At 67.5% G+C, this 21,048-nt stretch carries 19 protein-coding genes; 11 read left to right on the forward strand and 8 right to left on the reverse strand.

Going from position 1 to position 21,048, the window contains the following annotated elements:
- Positions 1 to 91: 91 nt before the first annotated feature.
- The 3 genes from guaB (at position 92) to ASE79_RS09055 (ending at position 3,579) form a co-directional block, all read left to right on the forward strand.
- Positions 92 to 1,552 carry an IMP dehydrogenase gene (gene guaB, locus ASE79_RS09045; RefSeq protein WP_056414963.1) on the forward strand — a complete coding sequence of 487 codons (1,461 nt, stop codon included), beginning with the start codon at positions 92 to 94 and terminating at the stop codon, positions 1,550 to 1,552.
- A 306-nt stretch (positions 1,553 to 1,858) separates the two neighbouring features.
- On the forward strand, positions 1,859 to 3,046 hold the full coding sequence (locus ASE79_RS09050; protein WP_056414965.1) for an RsmB/NOP family class I SAM-dependent RNA methyltransferase: 1,188 nt from the start codon (positions 1,859 to 1,861) through the stop codon (positions 3,044 to 3,046).
- A 32-nt stretch (positions 3,047 to 3,078) separates the two neighbouring features.
- Positions 3,079 to 3,579 carry a tetratricopeptide repeat protein gene (locus ASE79_RS09055; protein WP_200910345.1) on the forward strand — a complete coding sequence of 167 codons (501 nt, stop codon included), beginning with the start codon at positions 3,079 to 3,081 and terminating at the stop codon, positions 3,577 to 3,579.
- A 160-nt stretch (positions 3,580 to 3,739) separates the two neighbouring features.
- On the opposite strand, the gene rsmA is transcribed toward ASE79_RS09055, so the two are convergent.
- The 4 genes from rsmA to ASE79_RS09075 form a co-directional block, all read right to left on the reverse strand.
- Positions 3,740 to 4,570: a 16S rRNA (adenine(1518)-N(6)/adenine(1519)-N(6))-dimethyltransferase RsmA gene (rsmA, locus tag ASE79_RS09060; protein ID WP_056415778.1), complete on the reverse strand. Its 831-nt coding sequence runs from the start codon at positions 4,568 to 4,570 to the stop codon at positions 3,740 to 3,742.
- A 10-nt stretch (positions 4,571 to 4,580) separates the two neighbouring features.
- Complete coding sequence (gene pdxA, locus ASE79_RS09065) at positions 4,581 to 5,588, reverse strand: 4-hydroxythreonine-4-phosphate dehydrogenase PdxA (protein ID WP_082445202.1); 1,008 nt, start codon at positions 5,586 to 5,588, stop codon at positions 4,581 to 4,583.
- A gap of 7 nt (positions 5,589 to 5,595) precedes the next feature.
- The gene (locus ASE79_RS09070) at positions 5,596 to 7,014 is read right to left on the reverse strand and encodes a peptidylprolyl isomerase (protein WP_056414971.1); all 1,419 of its coding nucleotides are present in this window, start codon (positions 7,012 to 7,014) and stop codon (positions 5,596 to 5,598) included.
- Positions 7,015 to 7,110: 96 nt separating this feature from the next.
- Positions 7,111 to 9,423 carry an LPS-assembly protein LptD gene (locus ASE79_RS09075; protein WP_234422646.1) on the reverse strand — a complete coding sequence of 771 codons (2,313 nt, stop codon included), beginning with the start codon at positions 9,421 to 9,423 and terminating at the stop codon, positions 7,111 to 7,113.
- Between the two features lie 141 nt (positions 9,424 to 9,564).
- Here ASE79_RS09075 and ASE79_RS09080 point away from each other — a divergent pair, with 141 nt between their 5' ends.
- The 4 genes from ASE79_RS09080 to ASE79_RS09095 all read left to right on the forward strand — a co-directional run bounded on the left by ASE79_RS09080 (position 9,565) and on the right by ASE79_RS09095 (position 12,624).
- Positions 9,565 to 11,040, forward strand: coding sequence for a leucyl aminopeptidase (locus tag ASE79_RS09080; RefSeq protein WP_056414975.1), 1,476 nt, complete (start codon positions 9,565 to 9,567; stop codon positions 11,038 to 11,040).
- Positions 11,041 to 11,173: 133 nt separating this feature from the next.
- Complete coding sequence (locus ASE79_RS09085) at positions 11,174 to 11,611, forward strand: DNA polymerase III subunit chi (protein WP_056414978.1); 438 nt, start codon at positions 11,174 to 11,176, stop codon at positions 11,609 to 11,611.
- Between the two features lie 72 nt (positions 11,612 to 11,683).
- Complete coding sequence (gene ndk, locus ASE79_RS09090) at positions 11,684 to 12,106, forward strand: nucleoside-diphosphate kinase (RefSeq protein WP_056058698.1); 423 nt, start codon at positions 11,684 to 11,686, stop codon at positions 12,104 to 12,106.
- Positions 12,106 to 12,624 carry a GNAT family N-acetyltransferase gene (locus ASE79_RS09095; RefSeq protein WP_056414981.1) on the forward strand — a complete coding sequence of 173 codons (519 nt, stop codon included), beginning with the start codon at positions 12,106 to 12,108 and terminating at the stop codon, positions 12,622 to 12,624. The genes ndk and ASE79_RS09095 overlap by 1 nt, the downstream gene beginning before the upstream one ends.
- Before the next feature lie 75 nt (positions 12,625 to 12,699).
- Here ASE79_RS09095 and ASE79_RS09100 read toward each other — a convergent pair whose 3' ends face one another.
- From ASE79_RS09100 to purM, 4 genes are read right to left on the reverse strand one after another with little or no spacing between them, the layout of a single operon-like run.
- Positions 12,700 to 13,305, reverse strand: coding sequence for a hypothetical protein (locus tag ASE79_RS09100; protein WP_056414985.1), 606 nt, complete (start codon positions 13,303 to 13,305; stop codon positions 12,700 to 12,702).
- Positions 13,302 to 13,667 carry an MmcQ/YjbR family DNA-binding protein gene (locus tag ASE79_RS09105; RefSeq protein WP_056414988.1) on the reverse strand — a complete coding sequence of 122 codons (366 nt, stop codon included), beginning with the start codon at positions 13,665 to 13,667 and terminating at the stop codon, positions 13,302 to 13,304. Before ASE79_RS09105 ends, ASE79_RS09100 begins: the two co-directional genes overlap by 4 nt.
- Complete coding sequence (gene purN, locus ASE79_RS09110) at positions 13,664 to 14,236, reverse strand: phosphoribosylglycinamide formyltransferase (protein WP_056414991.1); 573 nt, start codon at positions 14,234 to 14,236, stop codon at positions 13,664 to 13,666. Before purN ends, ASE79_RS09105 begins: the two co-directional genes overlap by 4 nt.
- On the reverse strand, positions 14,229 to 15,344 hold the full coding sequence (gene purM / locus ASE79_RS09115; protein ID WP_056414993.1) for a phosphoribosylformylglycinamidine cyclo-ligase: 1,116 nt from the start codon (positions 15,342 to 15,344) through the stop codon (positions 14,229 to 14,231). The genes purN and purM overlap by 8 nt, the downstream gene beginning before the upstream one ends.
- A gap of 64 nt (positions 15,345 to 15,408) precedes the next feature.
- Here purM and ASE79_RS09120 point away from each other — a divergent pair, with 64 nt between their 5' ends.
- The 4 genes from ASE79_RS09120 to ASE79_RS09135 are packed head-to-tail and all read left to right on the forward strand — an operon-like array spanning position 15,409 to position 20,999.
- A complete protein-coding gene (locus ASE79_RS09120) occupies positions 15,409 to 16,653 on the forward strand; it encodes a hypothetical protein (RefSeq protein ID WP_056415786.1) in 1,245 nt (414 codons plus the stop codon).
- 11 nt (positions 16,654 to 16,664) lie between these two features.
- On the forward strand, positions 16,665 to 17,309 hold the full coding sequence (locus tag ASE79_RS09125) for an HdaA/DnaA family protein (RefSeq protein ID WP_056415790.1): 645 nt from the start codon (positions 16,665 to 16,667) through the stop codon (positions 17,307 to 17,309).
- 16 nt (positions 17,310 to 17,325) lie between these two features.
- Complete coding sequence (locus ASE79_RS09130; RefSeq protein ID WP_056414996.1) at positions 17,326 to 19,491, forward strand: RNA degradosome polyphosphate kinase; 2,166 nt, start codon at positions 17,326 to 17,328, stop codon at positions 19,489 to 19,491.
- Complete coding sequence (locus ASE79_RS09135) at positions 19,488 to 20,999, forward strand: Ppx/GppA family phosphatase (RefSeq protein WP_056414999.1); 1,512 nt, start codon at positions 19,488 to 19,490, stop codon at positions 20,997 to 20,999. Before ASE79_RS09130 ends, ASE79_RS09135 begins: the two co-directional genes overlap by 4 nt.
- Positions 21,000 to 21,048 lie beyond the last annotated feature (49 nt).

Raw genomic sequence — 21,048 nt, forward strand, 5'->3', positions numbered from 1 at the left:
GCTATAGCACGCCGTGCGCGACAGGGCCTAGCCGGACGCGCCCGCTTTGGTTACATGGCGCGCCACCCCACACCCAGGAACGGCAGCTCTCATGGATATCCGCCTCGGCCTCACCTTCGACGACGTCCTCCTGTATCCAGGGGAATCGGACGTGCTGCCAAGCCAGGCCGATACCCGGACGCAGGTGACGCGCGGCATCGCGCTCAACATCCCGATCCTCTCCTCGGCGATGGACACCGTCACCGAAGCCGACATGGCGATCGTCATGGCGCAGCTCGGCGGCATCGGCGTGCTCCACCGCAACCTCACGATCGAGGAGCAGGTGGTCGCGGTGCGCCAGGTCAAGCGCTTCGAATCGGGGATGGTGGTCAACCCCATCACGATCAAGCCGACCGCGACTCTCGGCGAGGCGCAGGCGCTGATGTCGGGGCACCGGATCAGCGGCATCCCCGTCGTGGAAGCCGACGGCAAGCTCGTCGGCATCCTGACCAACCGCGACGTGCGGTTCGCCGGCAACCCGCAGCAGCCGGTCAGCGAGCTGATGACGCACGAGAACCTCGCCACCGTCTCGACCGAGGTCGGCAAGGAAGAGGCGCGCCGCCTGCTCCACGCGCGACGCATCGAGAAGCTGCTCGTGGTCGACGCGCAGTATCGCTGCGTCGGGCTGATCACCGTCAAGGACATCGAGAAGGCGGTGATGTTCCCTGATGCGACCAAGGACGAGGCTGGCCGCCTGCGCGTGGCGGCGGCGACCACGGTCGGCGACAAGGGTTTCGACCGGACCGAACAGCTGGTCGATGCCGGCTGCGACCTGATCGTGATCGACACCGCGCACGGCCACAACCGCGACGTCGGCCGCGCGGTCGAGCGCGTGAAGAAGCTGTCGAACTCGGTGCAGGTCGTCGCAGGGAACGTCGCCACCGGCGAGGCGACCCGCGCATTGATCGGTGCGGGCGCCGACGGGATCAAGGTCGGCATCGGGCCGGGCTCGATCTGCACGACCCGCGTCGTTGCCGGCGTCGGCGTGCCGCAGCTGACCGCGGTGATGGATTGCGCGGAGGCCGGCCAAAAGGCGGGCGTACCCGTGATCGCCGACGGCGGCATCCGCACCTCGGGCGACATGGCCAAGGCGCTCGCGGCGGGCGCGTCGACCGTGATGATCGGCTCGCTGCTCGCCGGTACCGACGAGGCGCCGGGCGAGACGTTCCTGTACCAGGGGCGTGCGTACAAGTCGTACCGTGGCATGGGCTCGGTCGGCGCGATGGGCCGCGGCTCGGCGGATCGGTATTTCCAGGGCGACATCAAGGATCAGCTGAAGCTCGTGCCCGAGGGTATCGAGGGGCAGGTCGCGTATAAGGGCCCGGCGAAGGACGTGATTCATCAGCTCGTCGGCGGGATCAAGGCGGCGATGGGCTATACCGGCTCGGCGACGATCCCGGATCTTCAGAAGCGGGCGGAGTTCGTGCAGATCACCGGCGCGGGGCTGATGGAGAGCCATGTCCATGACGTGACGATTACGCGGGAAGCGCCGAACTACCCGACGCGGGGGTGACGCCAGGGGGCAGGCGGGACGGACCCACTCTCCCTCCGTCCTTCTGGCACGCCCCCTCCGTCATCCCGGCGAACGCCGGGACCCATGGGCACGTCGGACCCGGCGATAGCGTTCAATCATCACCCGGATCGCAACCATGGGTCCCGGCGTCCGCCGGGATGACGGGGCAGGGGGGTAGCATCGCGATCCCGGCCTTCCCCCGAAATTATTCCCCGCCTGTGCGCTGGAGACGCTAGGGGAGGGCATGATGACGCATTCCCCGTACCACGCCTTTCCCGAAACCTCCCCAACCGCGGGAGGCCGCAAGTGACTCCTCCCGCCCGCACGCAGGCCGCGATCGAGCTGCTCGATCAGATCATCGCCGCTGCGCGCGAGTCCGGCGCTGCCGCTGATACGTTGATCGCACGCTATTTCCAGACGCGGCGTTATGCCGGCTCCAAGGATCGCCGGGCGGTGCGCGAGCTCGTCTACGCCGCGATCCGGAAGGCGGGTGACCGGCCTGAGACCGGACGCGCCGCGATGTTGCTCGTTGCCGATGCCGACGCCGACGTCGCCGCAACCTTCGACGGATCGACGCATGCCCCGGCTCCGATCGGCAAGGACGAGCCGCGCGCGCGCGCCGGTGTCGCGCCGCAGTGGCTCAGCAAGGCTCTGCGCGCGTCGGGGCTCGACGGGGCGGCGCTGACCGATCTTGCTGGCCGGGCGACGCTCGACCTTCGCGTCAACACGCTGACATCCGACCGTGCGACTGTTCTTGCCGCGCTGCCCGAGGCCGAAGCGACGCCGCATGCGCCCGATGGCATCCGCCTGCCGACCGGCACCAATGTCGAGGCACTGCCGCTCTTCAACGAGGGCGCACTGGAAGTGCAGGACGAGGGGAGCCAGATCGTCGGCCTCGCGATGCAGGCGAAGCCCGGCGAGCGGATCGTCGATCTCTGCGCGGGCGCGGGCGGCAAGACGCTGGCGCTTGCCGCGACGATGGAGAATCAGGGCGTGATCCTGGCCTGCGACACCGATCGCAACCGACTGTCGCGTCTCGCGCCGCGCGCGACACGCGCCGGCGCGACGATCGTCGAGAGCCGCCTGCTCAACCCGACTCGCGAGATCGAGGCGCTGAGCGAATGGGCGGGACGCGCCGATGGCGTGCTGGTCGATGCGCCCTGCTCGGGCACGGGTACTTGGCGGCGCAATCCCGAGGCGCGGTGGCGTCTCACCCCCGACCGTGTCTCGCGCCTGCAATCGACGCAGCAACAGGTGCTGTCGGTCGCGGCGACTTTGGTCAAGCCCGGCGGTGCGCTCGTTTATATCGTCTGCTCGCTGCTCGACGCCGAGGGGACCGATCAGGTCAGCTGGTTCCTGAACGCGCATCCCGGCTGGACCATCGAGTCCTTGTCGCTGCCCGCTGGCGCCAAGCACGGCCACGGCGTACGCCTGGAGCCAGGTCGCGACGGCACCGACGGCTTTTTTGTCGCGCGCCTTCGGGCTGCGTGCTAGCCAGCCGACTAATGACCCGCCTGGAGACGATCATGCGTTTTTCGTCCGTTGCCGTTGCCGCCGCGCTGACCGTCGTGTGCGTATCGACCTCGCTCAGCGGGCAGCGCCCCGACAGCCAGATCGACGCGCGCTCGATGCAGCTTTTGGCGCAAGGGCGGTCGCTGGTCGCGGCGGGCAATCTCGACGGCGCGACCGACGCGCTGGAGACCTCGGTCGCGGTCGATCCGCGCAATCGGGGTGCGTTCCTGCTGCTCGCGCAGGTGGCGGAGTCGCGCGACCTGCCCGGCAAGGCGATCCGGCTGTACCGCGAGGCGCTGCTGCTCGAGCCGAACGATGTCGCGGCATTGAAGGGGCAGGGCGAGGCGCTCGTGGCCAAGGGGGCGGTGGTTCGCGCGAAGGACAATCTCGTCAAGATTCGGACGCTCTGCAAGGGCGCGTGCCCCGAGGCGACCCAGCTGGCGGCGGTGATCGCCAAGGGGCCGCCGGTCACGACGGCGCAGGTCGAGAAGACGCCGGTTGCGGCCAAGGACTGAGGTTCGAAACCCCGTCCTTATCCTACCACCCCGGCGGAGGGCAGGGTTCAATTGGGGGACGGAGCGAACTGTGGTCGGCGCCAGATCACGGCGACCTTGCCAACTGGGCCCCGGCCTTCGCCGGGGTGGACCGCTCTAAAGTATTAGAGTCGGGTCCCGGTTAGGACGTAGCGGTCGAACCGACTGCCTTTGCCAGCGCCGTGAAATCCGCCACGGACAGCGTCTCCGCGCGGCGCGTGGCCTCGACGCCGATCCGCTCCAGCGCGTCGAGGGCGCCGGGCACGCCCTTCAGGCTCTGTCGCAGCATCTTGCGCCGCTGGCCGAACGCCGCACCCGTCAAGCGCTCCAGCACCGCGAAGTTCACCCCCTCGGGCGCCTCAACCGGCGTCAGGTGGACGACCGCGGACATCACCTTGGGGGGCGGCGTGAAGGCAGAGCGGTGCACCGGCATCGCGATGCGCGCGGTAGAGCGCCACTGAGCGAGGACCGCCAGCCGGCCGTAATGATCGTCGTTGGTCCTGGCGACGATCCGCTCGGCGACTTCCTTCTGGAACATCAGCGTGCACGACTGCCACCAGGGCAGCCACGACGTCGACAGCCAGCCGACCAGCAACGCCGTGCCGATATTATACGGCAGGTTCGATACGATGTGCGGCTTGCCCTCGAACAGCGTGCGCGCGTCGATCTCCATCGCGTCGCCCTCGATGACGCGCAGCTGTCCCGGATAGGCCTCGCCTAGTTCGGCCAGTGCCGGGATACAGCGACGGTCGCGTTCGATCGCGGTGACGCGCGCGCCGGCAGCGAGCAGCGCGCGTGTCAGGCCACCGGGGCCGGGGCCCACTTCGAGCACTTCGGCATCCTTGAGATCGCCCGGGACCGCGGCGATGCGCTTGAGCAGCTGCCCGTCGAAGAGGAAGTTCTGCCCGAGCGCCTTGCTCGCGTTCAGGCCATAGCGCGCGATCACCTCGCGCAGCGGGGGAAGGTCCGTCATGCTTGTCCTGTCACGCCTGCGCGGCGGCCAGCGCACGCCGCTCGGCGGCTTCGCCCGCCATCGCGATCGCCGCGATCATCGCGCCGGGCTCGGCGAGGTTCTTGCCCGCGATCGCGAATGCGGTGCCGTGATCGGGCGAGGTCCGCACGATCGGCAGCCCGAGCGTCATGTTGACGCCCTCGTCGAAATGGATCGTCTTGAGCGGCACCAGCGCCTGATCGTGATAGCAGCACATGACGACGTCATAGGTGGCGCGCGCGCGGGGGTGGAACATCGTGTCGGCCGCGAACGGACCGGTCGCGTCGATACCCTCGTCGCGCAGGATCGCGATTGCGGGCGCGATGATGTCGATCTCTTCGCGGCCGAGCGCGCCTTGCTCGCCCGCATGCGGATTGAACCCCGCAAAGGCGAGCCGCGGCTTCTCGATCCCGAAGTTCCGGAGCAGCCCCCGCGCGGTTGCACGGGCCTTGGCGACGATCAGATCGACCGTCAGCAGCGCGGAGACGTCCTTCAAAGGCACGTGCGTCGTGATCGGCACGACCTTCAACGACGGCCCGGCCAGCATCATCACCGCATTGTCGCCGGCGACGCCGTAACGTTCGGCGACGAATTCGGTCTGGCCGGGGTGGGTGAAGCCGATCGCGTACAGCTGCGACTTCGAGACGGGGCCGGTCACCAGCGCGCGCGCGGCACCGGTGCGGACCAGGCCGACCGCCAGTTCCAGCGCGTGCAGTGCACAGCGTGCGCCATCCGAGTCGGGCGACCCGGGGACGATCGCCCCGGCATCGCCGACCGTCAGCACCGGCAGCGCAGTGGCGAACGCATCGGCCGCCGCGCTCATGTCCGCAACCCGTGCGATCGGTCCCTGCCAGACGCGTTCGATCGCGCGGGCATCGCCGATCGCGACGAACGGCGGCAGGCGATGCGTGACGCGCGCATCCCACGCCTTGGCGATGATCTCGGGCCCGATCCCCGCAGGGTCGCCCATCGATACCGCCAGCGGCTGTGCGCGCGTCATGATCGGATCACCGATATTCGACGACGGCGTCGCGCCGCAGATCGCGCAGCTTCTGCTGGGCGCGCAGGTTGACGCGCTGCTGTTCGAGCTGACCCTGGATCTGCTCCGAATTCGGGAGCGAGCCGCCAGCGGCTTCGTCGCGACCGCACAGCACCAGCGCACGGACGCCCTGCTCGGCGGAGCCGAACGGCGGGCTGGATTCGCCGACCTGGAGCTTCAGCATGACTTCCTGGAGCTGCGGCGGCAGATCGCGGATCCGGACCGTGTCGTTGTCGACCACGTCCGCGCCGATCCCGGCGGCGACCTTCTCGACCGTGCCGCAGCCGCGCAGCTCCTGCGTGGCCTTGGCGAACGCCTGGGCGCGCGCCGAGGCCTGCGCCTGGTTGGTGTTGGGCGGGAAGCGGAGCGTCAGCTGCTTGAGGCTGAGCTTGGCGTCGCGCGGATCCGCGGTGAGCACCTGGCGCTTGTCGGTAAGATACAGGATCGAATAGCCACCCGCGACTTCGATCGGGCCGGCGACCTGGCCGACCTGCATCGTCGTCGCAGCCTCGGACAGCGGGCCCGGCAGCGTGGCGGCGCGGATCCAGCCGAGATCGCCGCCGACGGCGCGCGTCGACGCTTCGGAGAACTGGCGCGCATAATATTCGAACGGCTGCGCGCCCTTCTGGATCTCCTGCAGGATCTGCTTGGCGTTGGTATAGACCTGCTGGCTGTTCGCCGGCGTCGCCGCGAGGTAGATTTCCTTGAGGTTGAACTCGTCGGTGCCCTTGGCGGCCTGGAGACGGTCGATGATCGACTTGACCTCCTCGTCGCCGACATTGACGAACGGCTCGACGCGGCGACGCAGATAGCGCTGCCAGGCGAGTTCGCCCTCGATCTGGCGCTTGAGCGACCGCTCGGACGAGCCCGACTCGCGCAGATAGGTGCGCATCGCGACAGGCGTGCGGTTGAAGCGCTTCGACACGGCGTCGTAGCTCTGCGTGAGCTCGGCGGGCGTGATCGTGATGTCGGCGGTCTTGGCCTCCTGGATCTGGAGAGTCTCGTCGATGAGCTGGCGCAGTACCTGCAGCTTGAGCCGCTCGCGGTCCTCGGCCGACAGCTTGGCCTCGTTCGCCATCGCCACCAGCGCCACGCGCTGGTCGACGTCGGTGCCGGTGATCACCGTATCGTTGACGATCGCGGTCGGCTTGCGGACGTTGGGGTCGAGCTTGCCGAAGATCTGGAGATTGGTCGGGATATCGAGGCCGGTATTGTCGGGCAGGCTCTGATCCTGGACGGTCTGCCCGCCTCCGGCCTGACCACCTTGCGGGGCGGGGCTCTGCGGCGGGGGGGCGGACTGGGCGATTGCACTTGCCGTCAGCGCGGCCAGAACAACCGCCCCGATCACACGGCCGCCACGCGCCGCCAGTCGAACATCATGCTTCAAGTGTCGGTATCCCATCATCACACGCCAGATCGGTGCCGTCGTTGCTGCGACCGCACCTATCCCGCGTGGGTTGCCCCAGAGTAGCTGAACGCGGGCTTAGCGGCCGAGATTGGTGAAGGCCAGCGTCAACAGGAAGCTGTTGCCCTTCCGCGCGTCGCCGGTGTCGTTGTAGGTGCGCCGCCACGTTCCGCCGAGCCGCAGGCAATCATCCTCATACTGGATGCCAAGGCGGTGGCGGATCGGCGTGAAGCCGTCGCTGCGCGAGAGCGGATCCTCTGCCGTATTGGTCAGATCGACCACGCCCGAGCCGAACGCCGACCAGAATCGCGCAAACTGTACGCGGCCCGCGAGGCGGACCTCCTCGCGGTCGCGCAGATCCTCGATCGACGCGTCGATGTTGCGGTTGAGCTTGAGATAGCCGACCAGCACATAGGTCGCGCGCGAGCCGATCGTCGCGTCGAGTTCGTTGCGGCGGATCGCAAAGCCATCCTTGTCGAGCCGGTACCGGTGGACGATCGAGACGAAGTCGCGGAAGCGCAGTTCGCTGCGGCCGACGATGTCGGAGAACCGGTCGCTGAGGCCGGTGCCGTCGGGCAGGATCGTCGGCCGCTTGTCGACACGGTAGCTCTGTCCGACATTGGTCGTGAAGGCGATGCCCGGCAGGTCGAGCGCCCATTCGCCGCCATAGGTGACGCGCGACGAATCCTCGAACCGGTCATAGCCGGCGAACCGGTTGAGCGAGAACAGGTTGGTGTCGTCGAGATCGACCGCGCGTGAATCCTCGTTGGGCAGCGAGAGGTTGGCGACCTTCGGCGCTGCGACGAACTGGACGCGCGGCGTGAAGCGCTGCGTGCCGCCGAGGAACGTGCCGATGAACGGCCATTTCACGTCGACCGCAGCTGCACCGATGACGCGCTGGTGGAAGCCCTCAAGCCCGCGATAGCTGATGTTGGTCGTCGCGAGCGTATCGTTGGTGTTGTACAGGTCGCCGCGCGCAAACGCAGTGAAGGTGACTTCCTGGCCCCAGTTGGTGAAGCGCCGCAGGTCCCATTGCAGGCTGGCGAACGCGCGCTGCGTATCCTGCCCGTCGGTCCGCGTGAGCGCGAGCGTGTTGAGCTGAAGCTGGAACCGGCCCCCGACGAGGCCGTCGTCGAACCGCTTGCGGTAATCGATCTCGGGCAGCGCGATCGGCTGCTGGCCCTGGCTGTCGTTGACGCGCAACGTCTGCGCATACCAGCCGCTGATCGACAGATAGCTGGTGTCGTCGATCCGCTCGAGGCTGGCGGTGGTGCGCAGCCGGTCGTCGCGCGATATGTCGTAGCGGCGCAGGAAGGTGCGGTCGGTCGTCAGGCGGAGCGAACCGCTCGCGCTCCAGTTGGGCGACAACTGGTAGCGCGCCATCCCGTCGATATAGCCGCGGAACGCCATGCTCGTATCGGTCGATACCGCGGTGGTCAGGTCGTCGCTGCGGCGGCTTTCGGTGGCATAGGCACGAACGCTGAACGCGCCCTTCGAGTTGAGCGCGGAATAATCCACCTGCGCCATCGGCAGCACGCTGCTGTAGATGTGCGGCGTGATGACCAGCCCCTGGTTGGGGGCGAGCTTCCAGTAATAGGGGACGCTGACTTCGAGGCCGTTGACCCGGCTATAGCCACCGTTCGGCGAGAGCAGGCCGCTGTCGCTGCCGCCGCCGACGGGATTGGAGAATTTGGGCAGCGGCAGGCTGGGCAGCCCGAACAGGTGCAGCCGCGCGCCCGAATAATAGATGCGCTTGCGTTCGGGGCGGTAGGTGACGCGAACCGCGGTGATCTTCCACGTCGGCTCCTTGGGGCAGCCCGCCGAATTCGTGACGCCGCACGGGGTGTAGGCCGCGCTCTTGAGGTTCACCGTGCCGTCGGCCTCACGCGTGCCCTGCTTGGCCGCCAGCCGGCCGCCCTGCTCGAGCACGACGAGCATGTTGTCGACCACGCCGTCCTTTAACGAATCGGTCAGGTTGATCTCGTCGCCATAGGCGATGTCGCCCTGCGGGTTCGTGACCGCGATGTTGCCGGTCGCGAGCACCTTGCCGGTCTTGCGGTTCCACACGACCTTGTCGGCGCGCAGGCGATCGCCTTCGCGGAACATCCGGACTTCGCCGGTGGCGGTCACGACCTCGGTATTGGTGTCGTATTCGAGGCCATTGGCGCTGAACTGCACCTGATCCTCGGCAGGAGCCGCGGTCGGCGCGTTGGCGACGGGCGCGTCGGGTACCGGTGGCGCGACCGGACGGTTCTGGAAATCCTGGGCCTGAGCGGGGGTCGCAGCCAGTCCGGTCGCCAGCGCGAGCGAAAAGGCGCAACCCGTCAAAAGGTCGATACGCAACACGATCCGAACCAACCCCTTTGGCATCGAGCGGCCGTTTGCCGCCATAGTGGCCGCCTATCGCATCACCGGGGCTTCGCTGCAATCACCGTGCGTTGACCGACCGTGTACCGGCCCCACCTTGCTTTGCCGGCCCTGCGTCATCAACTTAAGGGCTGTATCCGTTCAAACGCTTCCCGAGGGTTCTTCATGCAGATCGTCTTCGCCTCCACCGTCCCCGCCAATGCACCGATCCTCGCCATACTGGTCGCGAAGGACGGCGTGTCGCAGGTGACGTGGACTGCGATCGGTGGCGACGTCGAGGCGATCGCGACGAGGGCGGCCGGCGCGGCGCGCTTCGCCGGCGAGGCGGGCTCGGTCGTCGAGCTGTTCGTGCCCGTCGAGGGCGCAGTCCGCCAGGTGCTGCTGGTCGGCGTCGGCACGGGAGAGAATGCCGACTGGGAGAAGGCCGGGGGTGCGATCACCGCACGCCTGCTGACCTCGGGCGCGACCGCCGTCACGGTGGACCTGTCTGCCGGCGCTACGCCGACCGCCGAAGTCGCCGCGCGCCTCGCTGCCGCCGCCGCGCAGCGCGCGTGGCGGTACGACACGTACCGCACGAAGCTCGCCGACAAGTCGAAGCCGACGCTGACCGAGATCACCATCGCGGGCGCACCCGAGGGCATCGCTGCCGCCTGGGCCGAGCAGGCCGCGGTTACCGGCGGTCTTGATCTGACGCGCTGGCTGGTCACGTCGCCGCCGAACGTCGTCTATCCCGAAAGCTTCGTCGAGAAGGTGACGAAGGAGGTCGAGGGTCTCGGGCTCGAGATCACCGTGCTCGACGAGGCGCAGATGACCGAGCTCGGCATGGGCTCGCTGCTCGGCGTCAGCCAGGGTTCGCGGCGGGAAGCACGCATTCTCGCGCTCAAGTGGAACGGGGCAGGGGCCGATGCGCCGACGCTCGCATTCGTCGGCAAGGGCGTGACGTTCGATTCGGGCGGCATCTCGATCAAGCCCGGCGCGGGCATGGAAGACATGAAGTGGGACATGGGCGGCGCCGGCGCGGTCGCGGGCGCGATGAAGGCGATTGCCTCGCGCAAGGCCAAGGCGAACGTGGTCGGCGTGATGGGCCTGGTCGAGAATATGCCCGACGGTGCCGCGCTGCGTCCGAGCGACGTCATCACGTCGATGTCGGGACAGACGATCGAGGTGCTCAACACCGACGCCGAGGGGCGGCTGGTGTTGTGCGATTGCGTCACCTGGGTCCAGCAAGCGCACAAGCCGACGACGATCGTCGATCTCGCCACCCTGACCGGCGCGATGATCGTTGCGCTTGGCACCGAGAATGGCGGCATCTTTGCCAATGACAATGCGCTCGCCGACCAGTTGATCGCGGCGGGCAAGGCCACGGGCGACACGCTGTGGCGTTTCCCGCTGTCGCCAGCCTATGACAAGCTGATCGACTCGCCGATCGCCGACATGAAGAATGTCGGGCCGCGTGGCGCGGGATCGATTACCGCGGCCCAGTTCATCAAGCGCTTCGTCGACGAGGGCGTGAAGTGGGCGCATCTCGACATCGCCGGGATGGTCTGGTCCGACAAGCCGGGTACGAACCACGACAAGGGTGCGACCGGTTACGGCGTGCGTTTGCTCGACCAGTTCGTCGCGGATAATTTTGAGGGCTGAGGCTAGGACGGGGGACTCAATTCCCCCGTCATCCTGACGAAAGCCAGGATCCAGAGTAGCAAGCGATGCGCCCCGTGGCCCTGGATCCTGACTTTCGCCAGGATGACGGAGAACGGCAGGATCAGTGAAAAGCATGCAGGTCGATTTCTACCACCTCACCAGCCCGCTCGACCGAGTCCTCCCGCGGATCGCCGAGCGAGTCGTCACGACCGGTGGTCGGCTGCTGATCGTCGCCGAGCCCGAAGTCCAGCGCACCACGCTCGATCGGCTGCTCTGGTCCTACGCGCCCGAAAGCTTCCTGCCCCATGCGCAGGCCGGCGCGGGCGACGACTCCGTCCAGCCGATCCTCATCGCCGCCGACATCACGCCTGCCAACGCAGCGCGCAACGTCGCGATCGTCGACGGACAATGGCGCGACGATGCGCTAACCTTCGACCGCGCATTCCACTTCTTCGACGACGAGGCGATCCGCGAGGCCCGCCTCGCCTGGAAAGCGCTCGCCGACCGCGAGGGAGTCGAACGCCGCTACTGGAAGCAGTCCGAGTCCGGGAAGTGGGAACAGGCCGCATAGGTTGCTTTAGGACCGATCCGCGCCTAAGCGCCGCGCATCCTATTACCGTCAACACAGGAGCCCGTGACCATCATGGCCGCGAACCGTACCTTTTCGATCATCAAGCCCGACGCAACCCGCCGCAACCTGACCGGTGCGGTCACCAAGATGCTCGAGGAAGCCGGCCTGCGCGTCGTCGCTTCGAAGCGCATCCAGATGACCCGCGAGCAGGCCGAAGGCTTCTACGCGGTCCACAAGGAGCGTCCGTTCTTCGGCGAGCTCGTCTCGTTCATGATCTCGGGCCCCGTCGTCGTCCAGGTTCTCGAAGGCGAGAACGCGATGCAGCGTAACCGCGACATCATGGGCGCCACCAACCCCGCCAACGCAGACGCCGGCACGATCCGCAAGGAACTGGCCGAGTCGATCGAGGCGAACTCGGTACATGGATCGGATTCGGACGAGAATGCCGAAATCGAGATCGCGTACTTCTTCAAGCCCGAAGAGATCGTCGGCTGATGACCTGGCGGATGCGGCGGGCGGGGCCGGGCGATACGCCCGCGCTGTCGCTCGTCGCATCCGCCACGTTTCTCCATACCTATGCGTCCGTGCTGACCGGGGCAGATATCGTCGCCCACTGCACGACGAAGAACAGCATCGCCACGTTCGCAGCGTGGCTCGATGATCCCGCGACGATCGTCACTATCGCGGAGTATGAGCCCGGCCATGCGCCGATCGGCTACACTGTGCTGACCGCGCCGGACTTTCCGATTCCGATCGGCCCCACCGATATCGAACTCCGCCGCATCTATCTGATGTCGCAGTCGCAGGGCACGGGGCTTGGCGCCGCGCTGATGACGCGGGCGCTGGAGGATGCCGCCGCCGCTGGCCGCAACCGAGTCCTGCTCGGCGTATGGGAGGGAAATATGCGCGCTCGTGCTTTTTACGAGCGTCATGGGTTCGCGGTGATCGGCGCTCGGCAGTTCATGGTCGGCACCACGCTCCACGAAGACCCGGTCTACGCGCGATCCGTCTGAATAAGACGAGGACCCATCCAATGGAACCACCCCGGCCTCCGCCGGGGAGGCGCGACGGGGAGGAGAGGCGGCGGCTTAGGCCGCCGGCTTCTCTCGCGCCCAGATCGCATCAAGCTTCGCCTGGTCGCCCCCACGCTGGCGAACGCGCAAGCCTTCGAGCTTCAGCGCGCGGCCGCGCAGCATCCGGCCCTCGGTCTTCCAGATCACGTCGTAGATCCCGCTCGCCGACCGGGTCGTGTCCCCATCGAAATAGTGCACACTGACGAGCACGGGCAGACGCCCCGCACGATCGTCCGAACCGCCATCCGTCACCTTGAGCAACGGTGCCGAGACCCACGACGCGTCGATGACCGGTTCAGCCGGCGGCCGCTGTGGCGAGACGCCGAGCGCACGCGGGAAGGTGATCGTCACATCCTGAAGATCGTGCCGCGCATCCTTGAGCAACAGCGTGTCGCCGCCATCCTGTACAATCGCCGACAAATCGATCCGCGAACGTTCGCGCGCCGCGCTCGACTGTGCGGCGATCTTGTCAGCCTCGTCGGCGCGGTGTTCGGACCAGTTCGTCCACAGCGTCAGCGCGGCGATCAGAACGCCCGCCACTGCCACGACCTCGGCCAGCGTCACCCACCGGCGGCGCGTAGCGGCGGCTTCGCGGCGTTCGGTCGGAGTCTCGCTGCTCATCGTCCGCCGGCTTCCAGTAGGCGGGCAGGGGCGGCGAGTTCCCAGCTGCGCGCGATCCGATCCTCGACCAGCGCCCAGTCGGGATCGCCGGCGAGCGTCATGCCGACCCACCCGGACGCGCCGAGATAGGCGGGGCGCGAATAGACGGCGGGGTTCGCCTCGATCAGCATCGCCTGTTCGTCGCTGCCACCGGTCTTCACGCACACCATAGTCAGTCCGTCGCCGTGATGGTCGGCGCGAAACTGCGCGAACTGCTTGCCCGCTACGAAGAAGGTCGGCTGGCCGTGCGAGAAGGTTTCCTCGGTCTCGGGCAGCGCGAGCGCAGCCGCGCGAACGCGGTCGAGGGGGGACATATTGGTCATCGCGTCACGAACTCCGCCAAGGTCTTCGGGTACAACGCATGTTCGGCCGCCAGTACGCGCTCCGCAAGCGAGTCCCCATCGTCGCCGGGAAGGATCGGGACCTCGGCCTGGCCCAGCACGACTCCGCCATCCAGTTCCTCGGTCACGACATGCACCGAGCAGCCGCCGACCGCATCGCCCGCCGCGATCGCCCGCGCGTGCGTATCGAGCCCCTTGTACTTGGGCAGGAGCGAGGGATGGATGTTGACGATCTGGTCCCGCCACGCCGCGACCAAGCCGTCGGACAACAACCGCATATAGCCCGCCAGCGCGACCACCTCGACGCCCGCCTCGCGGAGCGCCGCATCGATCGCCGCCTCATAAGCAGGTTTGCCGAGCCCCTTGGGGGACAGCGCAAACGTCTCCAGTCCCTGCGACTGCGCCCAGGCGAGCCCGGCCGCCTCGGGCTTGTCCGAGGCGACGAGCGCGATCGCATAGGGGCAGTCGGCCGCGCGCGACGCTTCGACGAGCGCCATCATGTTCGATCCGCGCCCGGAAATGAGCACGCCGACGCGCGTCTTGTCAGCCATGCGTTGCGGTCCAGTCGGCGCGCGCGCTCCAGGTGCCGGCCGAGCCGCGCACGGTGCACCCATGCGCGCCGGCTTCGATCGAGCCGATCGTGAACACGGTCTCGTTCGCGGCTTCGAGCGCGGCGGTCACCGCCTCGGCCTCGTCGGCGCTGACGATCACGACCATGCCGATCCCGCAGTTGAACGTGCGCGCCATTTCCTCCGGCTCGATAGCGCCCTGCGCCTGCAGGAACGCCATCAGCCGCGACTGCTCCCACGCATCCGCATCGACCACGGCATGCACGCCCTCGGGCAGCACGCGCGGGATGTTCTCGAGCAGGCCGCCGCCGGTGATGTGCGCCAGCCCCTTGATCCGCCGCTCGCGCAGCAACGGCAACAGGCTCGCGACATAGATGCGAGTCGGCGCCATCAGATGATCGATCAGCAGGCGTTCCTGGTCGAACAACGCCGGACGATCGAGCTTCCACGCGCGATCCGTCGCCAGCCGGCGGACCAGCGAGAAGCCGTTCGAATGCACCCCCGACGAGGCAAGCCCGAGCATGACGTCGCCCGCCGCGATCTCACGCCCGGTCAGGACGTTGGTCCGCTCGACCGCACCGACGCAGAAGCCCGCCAGATCGTAATCGCCGTCCGCATACATGCCCGGCATCTCGGCGGTCTCGCCGCCGATCAGCGCGCAGCCGGCGGTCTTGCAGCCTTCCGCGATCGACGACACGACCCGCTCGGCGACCGCCGCATCGAGCTTGCCGCTGGCATAATAATCGAGAAAAAACAGGGGTTCCGCGCCTTGCACGATCAGGTCGTTGACGCACATCGCGACCAGGTCGACGCCGACGCCCTCATGCCGGTCCCATTCGATCGCCAGCTTCAGCTTGGTGCCGACACCGTCGTTCGCCGCGACCAGCAGCGGATCGACGAACCCAGCCGCCTTCAGGTCGAACATGCCGCCGAACCCGCCGAGATCGGCGTCCGCCCCGGGCCGCCGCGTCGACCGCGCGAGCGGCGCGATCGCGCGCACGAGCGCGTTGCCCGCGGCGATCGAAACGCCTGCCTGGGCGTAGGTGTAGGGGCCCGAAGCGGGGGTGGCGGAGTCTGGCGTATCGGTCATGATCGGTGCTGCTAGCCACATCGCGCTTGGATTTCCACGTCTGCTTCGCCAAAAGGCCCGCGTGATCCGTTTTCGTGCCCTTCCCACAGCGCTCGCTGGCGCCGCCCTCTTGCTGAGCGGTGGAGCCGTGCTTGCGCAGATCGAGGGCGGCAGCCGCGGCGCCGCGCCGGTCGACAGCGGCAGCGCCTATGAGGTGAGCGGCGTCACGGTCGACGTCGCCGGCAAGACCGCCGACGCCGCGCGTTATGCCGGATGGCGGCTCGCTCAGCGCAAGGCATGGGTGCAATTGTCGAACCGGTTGGGTGGCGGTGGTGGCCTCGTCTCAGACGGCACGCTCGATTCGCTCGTGTCCGGGATCGTCGTCGAGAACGAACAGATCGGCCCGGACCGTTATATCGCCAAGCTCGGCGTGCTGTTCGACCGCACCCGCGCCGGATCGGTCCTCGGCATATCGACCTATGCCGATCGCTCGCAGCCGATGCTGGTCATCCCGATCCAATGGTCGGGCGGCGTCGGCCAGGCGTTCGAGCAGAGCACGCCGTGGCAGCAGGCCTGGGCGCGCTATCGCACCGGCAACAGCAGCATCGATTATGTCCGTCCGTCGGGCTCCGGTCCCGACGCGCTCCTGCTCAACGTCGGCCAGACGCAGCGCCCCGGGCGCGGCTGGTGGCGGACGATCCTCGACCAATATGGCGCGAGCGACGTGCTGATGCCCGTCGTGAAGCTCTATCGCCAATGGCCCGGCGGTCCGGTGATCGGCGTGTTCGAAGCGCGCCACGGCCCCGACAACGACCTGATCGGCAGCTTCACGCTGCGGGTCGGCACGTCGGATGGCATCGCGCAACTGCTCGATACCGGCGTGAAGCGGATCGACGACCTGTACCAGCAGGCGCGGCGCAACGGGTCGCTGCGTGTCGACTATAGCCTGTCGCCACCACCGGCCCCCGAAGCGGCGGTGATCGAGGACCTGCCGACCGACGAGACCGCAGACGCCAACACTGCGGTACTGACCGGCGGTGAGGGCATTTCGGTCATCGTCCAGTTCGACACGCCGGCCGCAACCGCGGTGTCCTCGACCGAGGCAGCCCTCCGCGCAATCCCCGGCGTCCGCTCGGCCGCGACGACGAGCCTCGCGCTCGGTGGCGTGTCGTTGATGCGCGTCGCCTATGACGGCGATCCGGCCGCGCTGAAGACCGCACTCGAAGTGCGCGGCTATCAGGTCTTCGGCTCCGGCCAGACGATCCGGATCCGCCGGGTTTCCCAACTTCTTCCGCCGGATCTTCCCGCGGATACCGTGACGACAGGGTGAGCGCGACCAAGATGACTCAAATCGCGCTGCCACTCGGTTGGCCGGCGGACCCTCGCGACGACGCCTTCCTGGTTACCCCCTCCAACTCGCGGGCCGTCCACACGCTGGAGCATACCGCGACATGGCCCGTCATGACCGCCATCCTCACTGGCCCGCGCAAATCGGGCCGCAGCCTGCTCGCGCGCATCTTCGCGGCGAAGAGCGGCGGCACGATCATCGACGATGCCGAGCGCGTCCCCGAGACCCAGCTGTTCCACGCCTGGAACCGCGCGCAGGAGGAGCACCGACCGCTCCTCATCGTCGCCGATGCGGCACCGCCCGAATGGAAGGTGAAGCTCCCTGATCTGCGCTCGCGTCTCGCCGCCAGCCCGATCGCGGCGATCGGCGCGCCCGACGACGAACTCATGCGGCTGCTGCTCGCGCATCTGTTCGAGCGGCGGAGCCTCGATGCGCGGCCCGATCTGGTCGACTGGCTCGCCACCCGAATTGAGCGTAGTCATATTACCGTAACGCGAACCGTCGATGCGCTCGATCAGGAGGCGATGGAACGTCGCAAGCGCTTGTCCATTCCTCTTGCACGAACGACACTCACCGAGGCCGGGCTGATCCTGCGGCCACAGCTTGCCCTGGATCTGCCGCTCTTTACGTCACCATAAGACCCCAAGAGGACCGATGAACCGTCCAGCGCATATCGTCCGCCAAGTGGAAGACGACGACGATCCCATCGGCGCAGAGCCGAACGACCGGTTCTTCAACCGCGAGCTCTCCTGGCTCGCGTTCAACCGCCGCGTGCTGGAGGAAGCATGCAACCCGGCGCACCCGCTGCTCGAGCGGCTCCGCTTCCTGTCGATCTCGGGGTCGAACCTCGACGAGTTCTTCATGGTCCGCGTGGCCGGGCTGAAGGGCCAGCAGACGCAGGACGTCGATCGGCGGTCTGCGGACGGCCTCACCGCAGGCCAGCAGCTGACCGCGATCGTCCGCGAGGCCGATGCATTGATGGCAAGCCAGCAGGCGGTGTGGGGCGACCTGCGCGTGCTGCTCGACGAGGCGGGGCTGTTCGTCCTGCGCCGCGAGGCAATCGAAGGCGAAGCCGACGAGTGGCTTGAAACGCACTTCCGCGATCAGATCTTCCCGATCCTGACCCCGCAGGCGCTCGACCCCGCGCATCCCTTCCCGTTCATCCCGAACCGCGGGCTTTCGGTGATCTTCGACCTCGTCCGGATCTCGGATAACGAGCCGGTGCGCGAGCTGGTGATGCTCCCGCACACGATGACGCGCTTCGTCCGCCTGCCCGGCGAACCCGCGCGCTACATCGCGATCGAGACGTTGCTCAAGCGCTTCGCCCCGGTCTTGTTCCCTGGCTACGACGTGCTCGCCGCGGCCAGCTTCCGCGTGCTGCGCGACAGCGACATGGAGATCGAGGAGGAGGCAGAAGACCTCGTCCGCTACTTCGCCAACGCGATCAAACGCCGCCGCCGTGGCCGCGTGATCCGCCTGGAACTCGAGACCGGAATTCCCGACGTGCTCGCCGCCGTCCTGAAAGACGAACTCGGCGGCGCGGATGCGATCATCACCGAGAGCGGCAACCTGCTCGGCATCGTCGATCTCGACGGTCTGGTCGACGAGGATCGTCCCGACCTCAAATTCCCCCCCTTCACCCCGCGCTTCCCCGAGCGGATCCGCGAATTCGGTGGCGATTGCTTTGCCGCGATCAAGGCCAAGGACATCGTCGTCCACCATCCGTACGAGACGTTCGAGGTGGTGCTCGCCTTCCTGAAACAAGCAGCGAACGACCCCGACGTCGTCGCGATCAAGCAGACGCTCTACCGCGCCGGCAAGCAGCCCGCGGTCATCAACGCGCTCATCACCGCGGCCGAAGCCGGCAAGTCGGTGACTGCGGTCGTCGAGCTGAAGGCGCGCTTCGACGAGGAGCAGAACATGGTCTGGGCCTCCGCGCTGGAGCGTGCGGGCGTGCAGGTGGTGTACGGCTTCATCGACTGGAAGACGCATGCGAAGGTGTCGCTGGTCGTCCGCCGCGAGGGCTCCGCGTTTCGCACCTACTGCCATTTCGGCACGGGCAATTATCACCCGGTCACGGCCAAGATCTATACCGACCTCAGCTTCTTCACCGCGGACGCGGCGGTGGGGCGTGATGCGGCGCAGATGTTCAACTACATCACGGGGTATGTCGAACCGACCGACATGGCGCGTGTCAGCCTCTCGCCGCGCGACCTGCGCCAGAACCTGATGAACCTGATCGACGTCGAGATCGCCAATGCGCGCGCGGGGAAACCTGCGGGCGTCTGGGCGAAGATGAACTCGCTGGTCGACCCCGCGGTGATCGAGAAGCTGTACGAGGCGAGCGGGGCCGGGGTCGAGATCGACCTCATCATCCGCGGCATCTGTTGCCTGCGCCCCGGCGTGCCCGGGCTTTCCGAGACGATCCGCGTCAAGTCGGTGATCGGGCGCTTTCTAGAGCACAGCCGGATCTGGGCATTCGGTAACGGCAAGGCACTGCCCAACGACGGCGCCAAGCTGTTCATCTCGTCGGCCGACTGGATGCCGCGCAACTTCGATCGTCGAGTCGAATATATGCTGCCGATCCTCAACCCGACCGTCCACGACCAGATCCTCGACCAGGTGATGGTCGCGAACCTGATCGACAACGAGCAGAGCTGGGAACTGCAACCCGATGGCGAGTATAATCGCGTCGATTCCGGCGACCGCCCCTTCAACCTGCATCGGTATTTCATGACCAATCCGTCGCTTTCCGGCCGTGGTGCCTCGCTTGCGACCAGCAATGCCGTGCCGACCCTGTCGCTCCGTCGAAAACGATGAGCGTCGCACACCGCTTGTTCGGCAACGCGCCGCCCAAGGCCGAAACCGATGATCACCCGCGTACGGGGATCATCGACATCGGCTCGAACTCGATCCGCCTGGTCGTGTATCAGGGCCCGCCGCGGCTCCCTGCGATCCGGTTCAACGAAAAGGTACTGGCCGGGCTCGGTCGGGGGCTAGCTGCGACCGGATCGATCGAGAAGTCCGCGCTGAAGACCGCGCGGACTGCGCTGGCGCGGTTTGCGGCCGTCGCGCGCGAGATGGAATGCTCGACGCTCCGCACGGTCGCGACGGCGGCGGTACGCGATGCGAAGAATGGCGGTGAACTCATTGCAACGGCCGAACATCTTGGCCTCAAGGTCGAGACGTTGTCGGGCGAGCAGGAGGCCAGTGCGGCGGGCTATGGCGTGCTGTCCGCGATCCCCGATGCCGACGGCATCGTCGGCGATCTCGGCGGCGGCAGTCTCGAACTTGTCCGCGTCCGGCAGGGGAAGATCGAGGATCGCGTCTCGTTTCCGCTCGGCGTGCTGCGCATAGGTCCGATCCGCGCCAAACGCGGCAAGGTCCTTGAACGGCTCGTCGCCCGCCTCATTCGCGAGGCGGGCTGGACTGCGCGCGGGCAGGGGCTTCCGCTATATCTCGTCGGCGGATCGTGGCGTGCGCTGGCGCGTCTCGACATGGAGCTGTCGGACTATCCGCTGCCGATCATCCATCAATATTCGATGACCGCTGCGACGATCACGCGTCTCAGCCGCACGATCCCGCAGCTCTCCAAGCCGCGGCTGAAGGCTATTCCGGGTTTGTCGTCGGGCCGTTCGGCAACGCTTGCCGACGCTGCGGCACTGCTGGGCGTGCTCATGCGGCAACTCGGCAGCCGGACGACGGTCGTCTCCGCATACGGGCTGCGTGAAGGCCTGCTCTACGAGGATCTGAAGCGCGCGGACCGCACGCTCGATCCGCTGATCGTTGCCGCACGCGAGGAAGGGCGGCTGCTTGGACGTTTTCCCGAGCATGGCGATCTGCTCGATCGCTGGATCGCACCGCTGTTCGTCGGCGAACCGGCGGCGATGGCGCGGATACGGCACACCGCCTGTCTGCTCGCCGATGTCGGCTGGCGCGCCAATCCGGAGTTCCGCGCGGAACGCGGGGTCGAGGTCGCGCTGCACGGCAACTGGGTCGCGATCGACGCGCCCGGCCGGGGTATGCTGGCACAGGCACTCTATGCGAGCCTCGGCGGCGATCTTGCGGCGGCCGACCCGGTCGGTCGGCTGGCATCACCCGCGGCGATAAAAAGCGCGACCGCGTGGGGGCTTGCAATGCGACTTGGCCAGCGGATGAGCGGTGGCCTCGCCGGCCCACTCCAGCGATCGCGGCTGACCGATGACGGCCTCACGCTCACGCTGACGCTGCGTCCCGAGGACAAGGGGCTGTATGGCGAAGCGGTCGAACGGCGGCATAACGCGCTGGCCACCGCGCTTGGCCGCAAGGCGCTGCTGACGATCGCGTAAGCGTCGTGCCCTAGTAATCCTCCCCCTGCCGGGGGAGGATCTAGGAGCG

The sequence above is a fragment of the Sphingomonas sp. Leaf28 genome (assembly GCF_001421685.1).
In the GTDB taxonomy this organism is placed as follows: domain Bacteria; phylum Pseudomonadota; class Alphaproteobacteria; order Sphingomonadales; family Sphingomonadaceae; genus Sphingomonas; species Sphingomonas aurantiaca.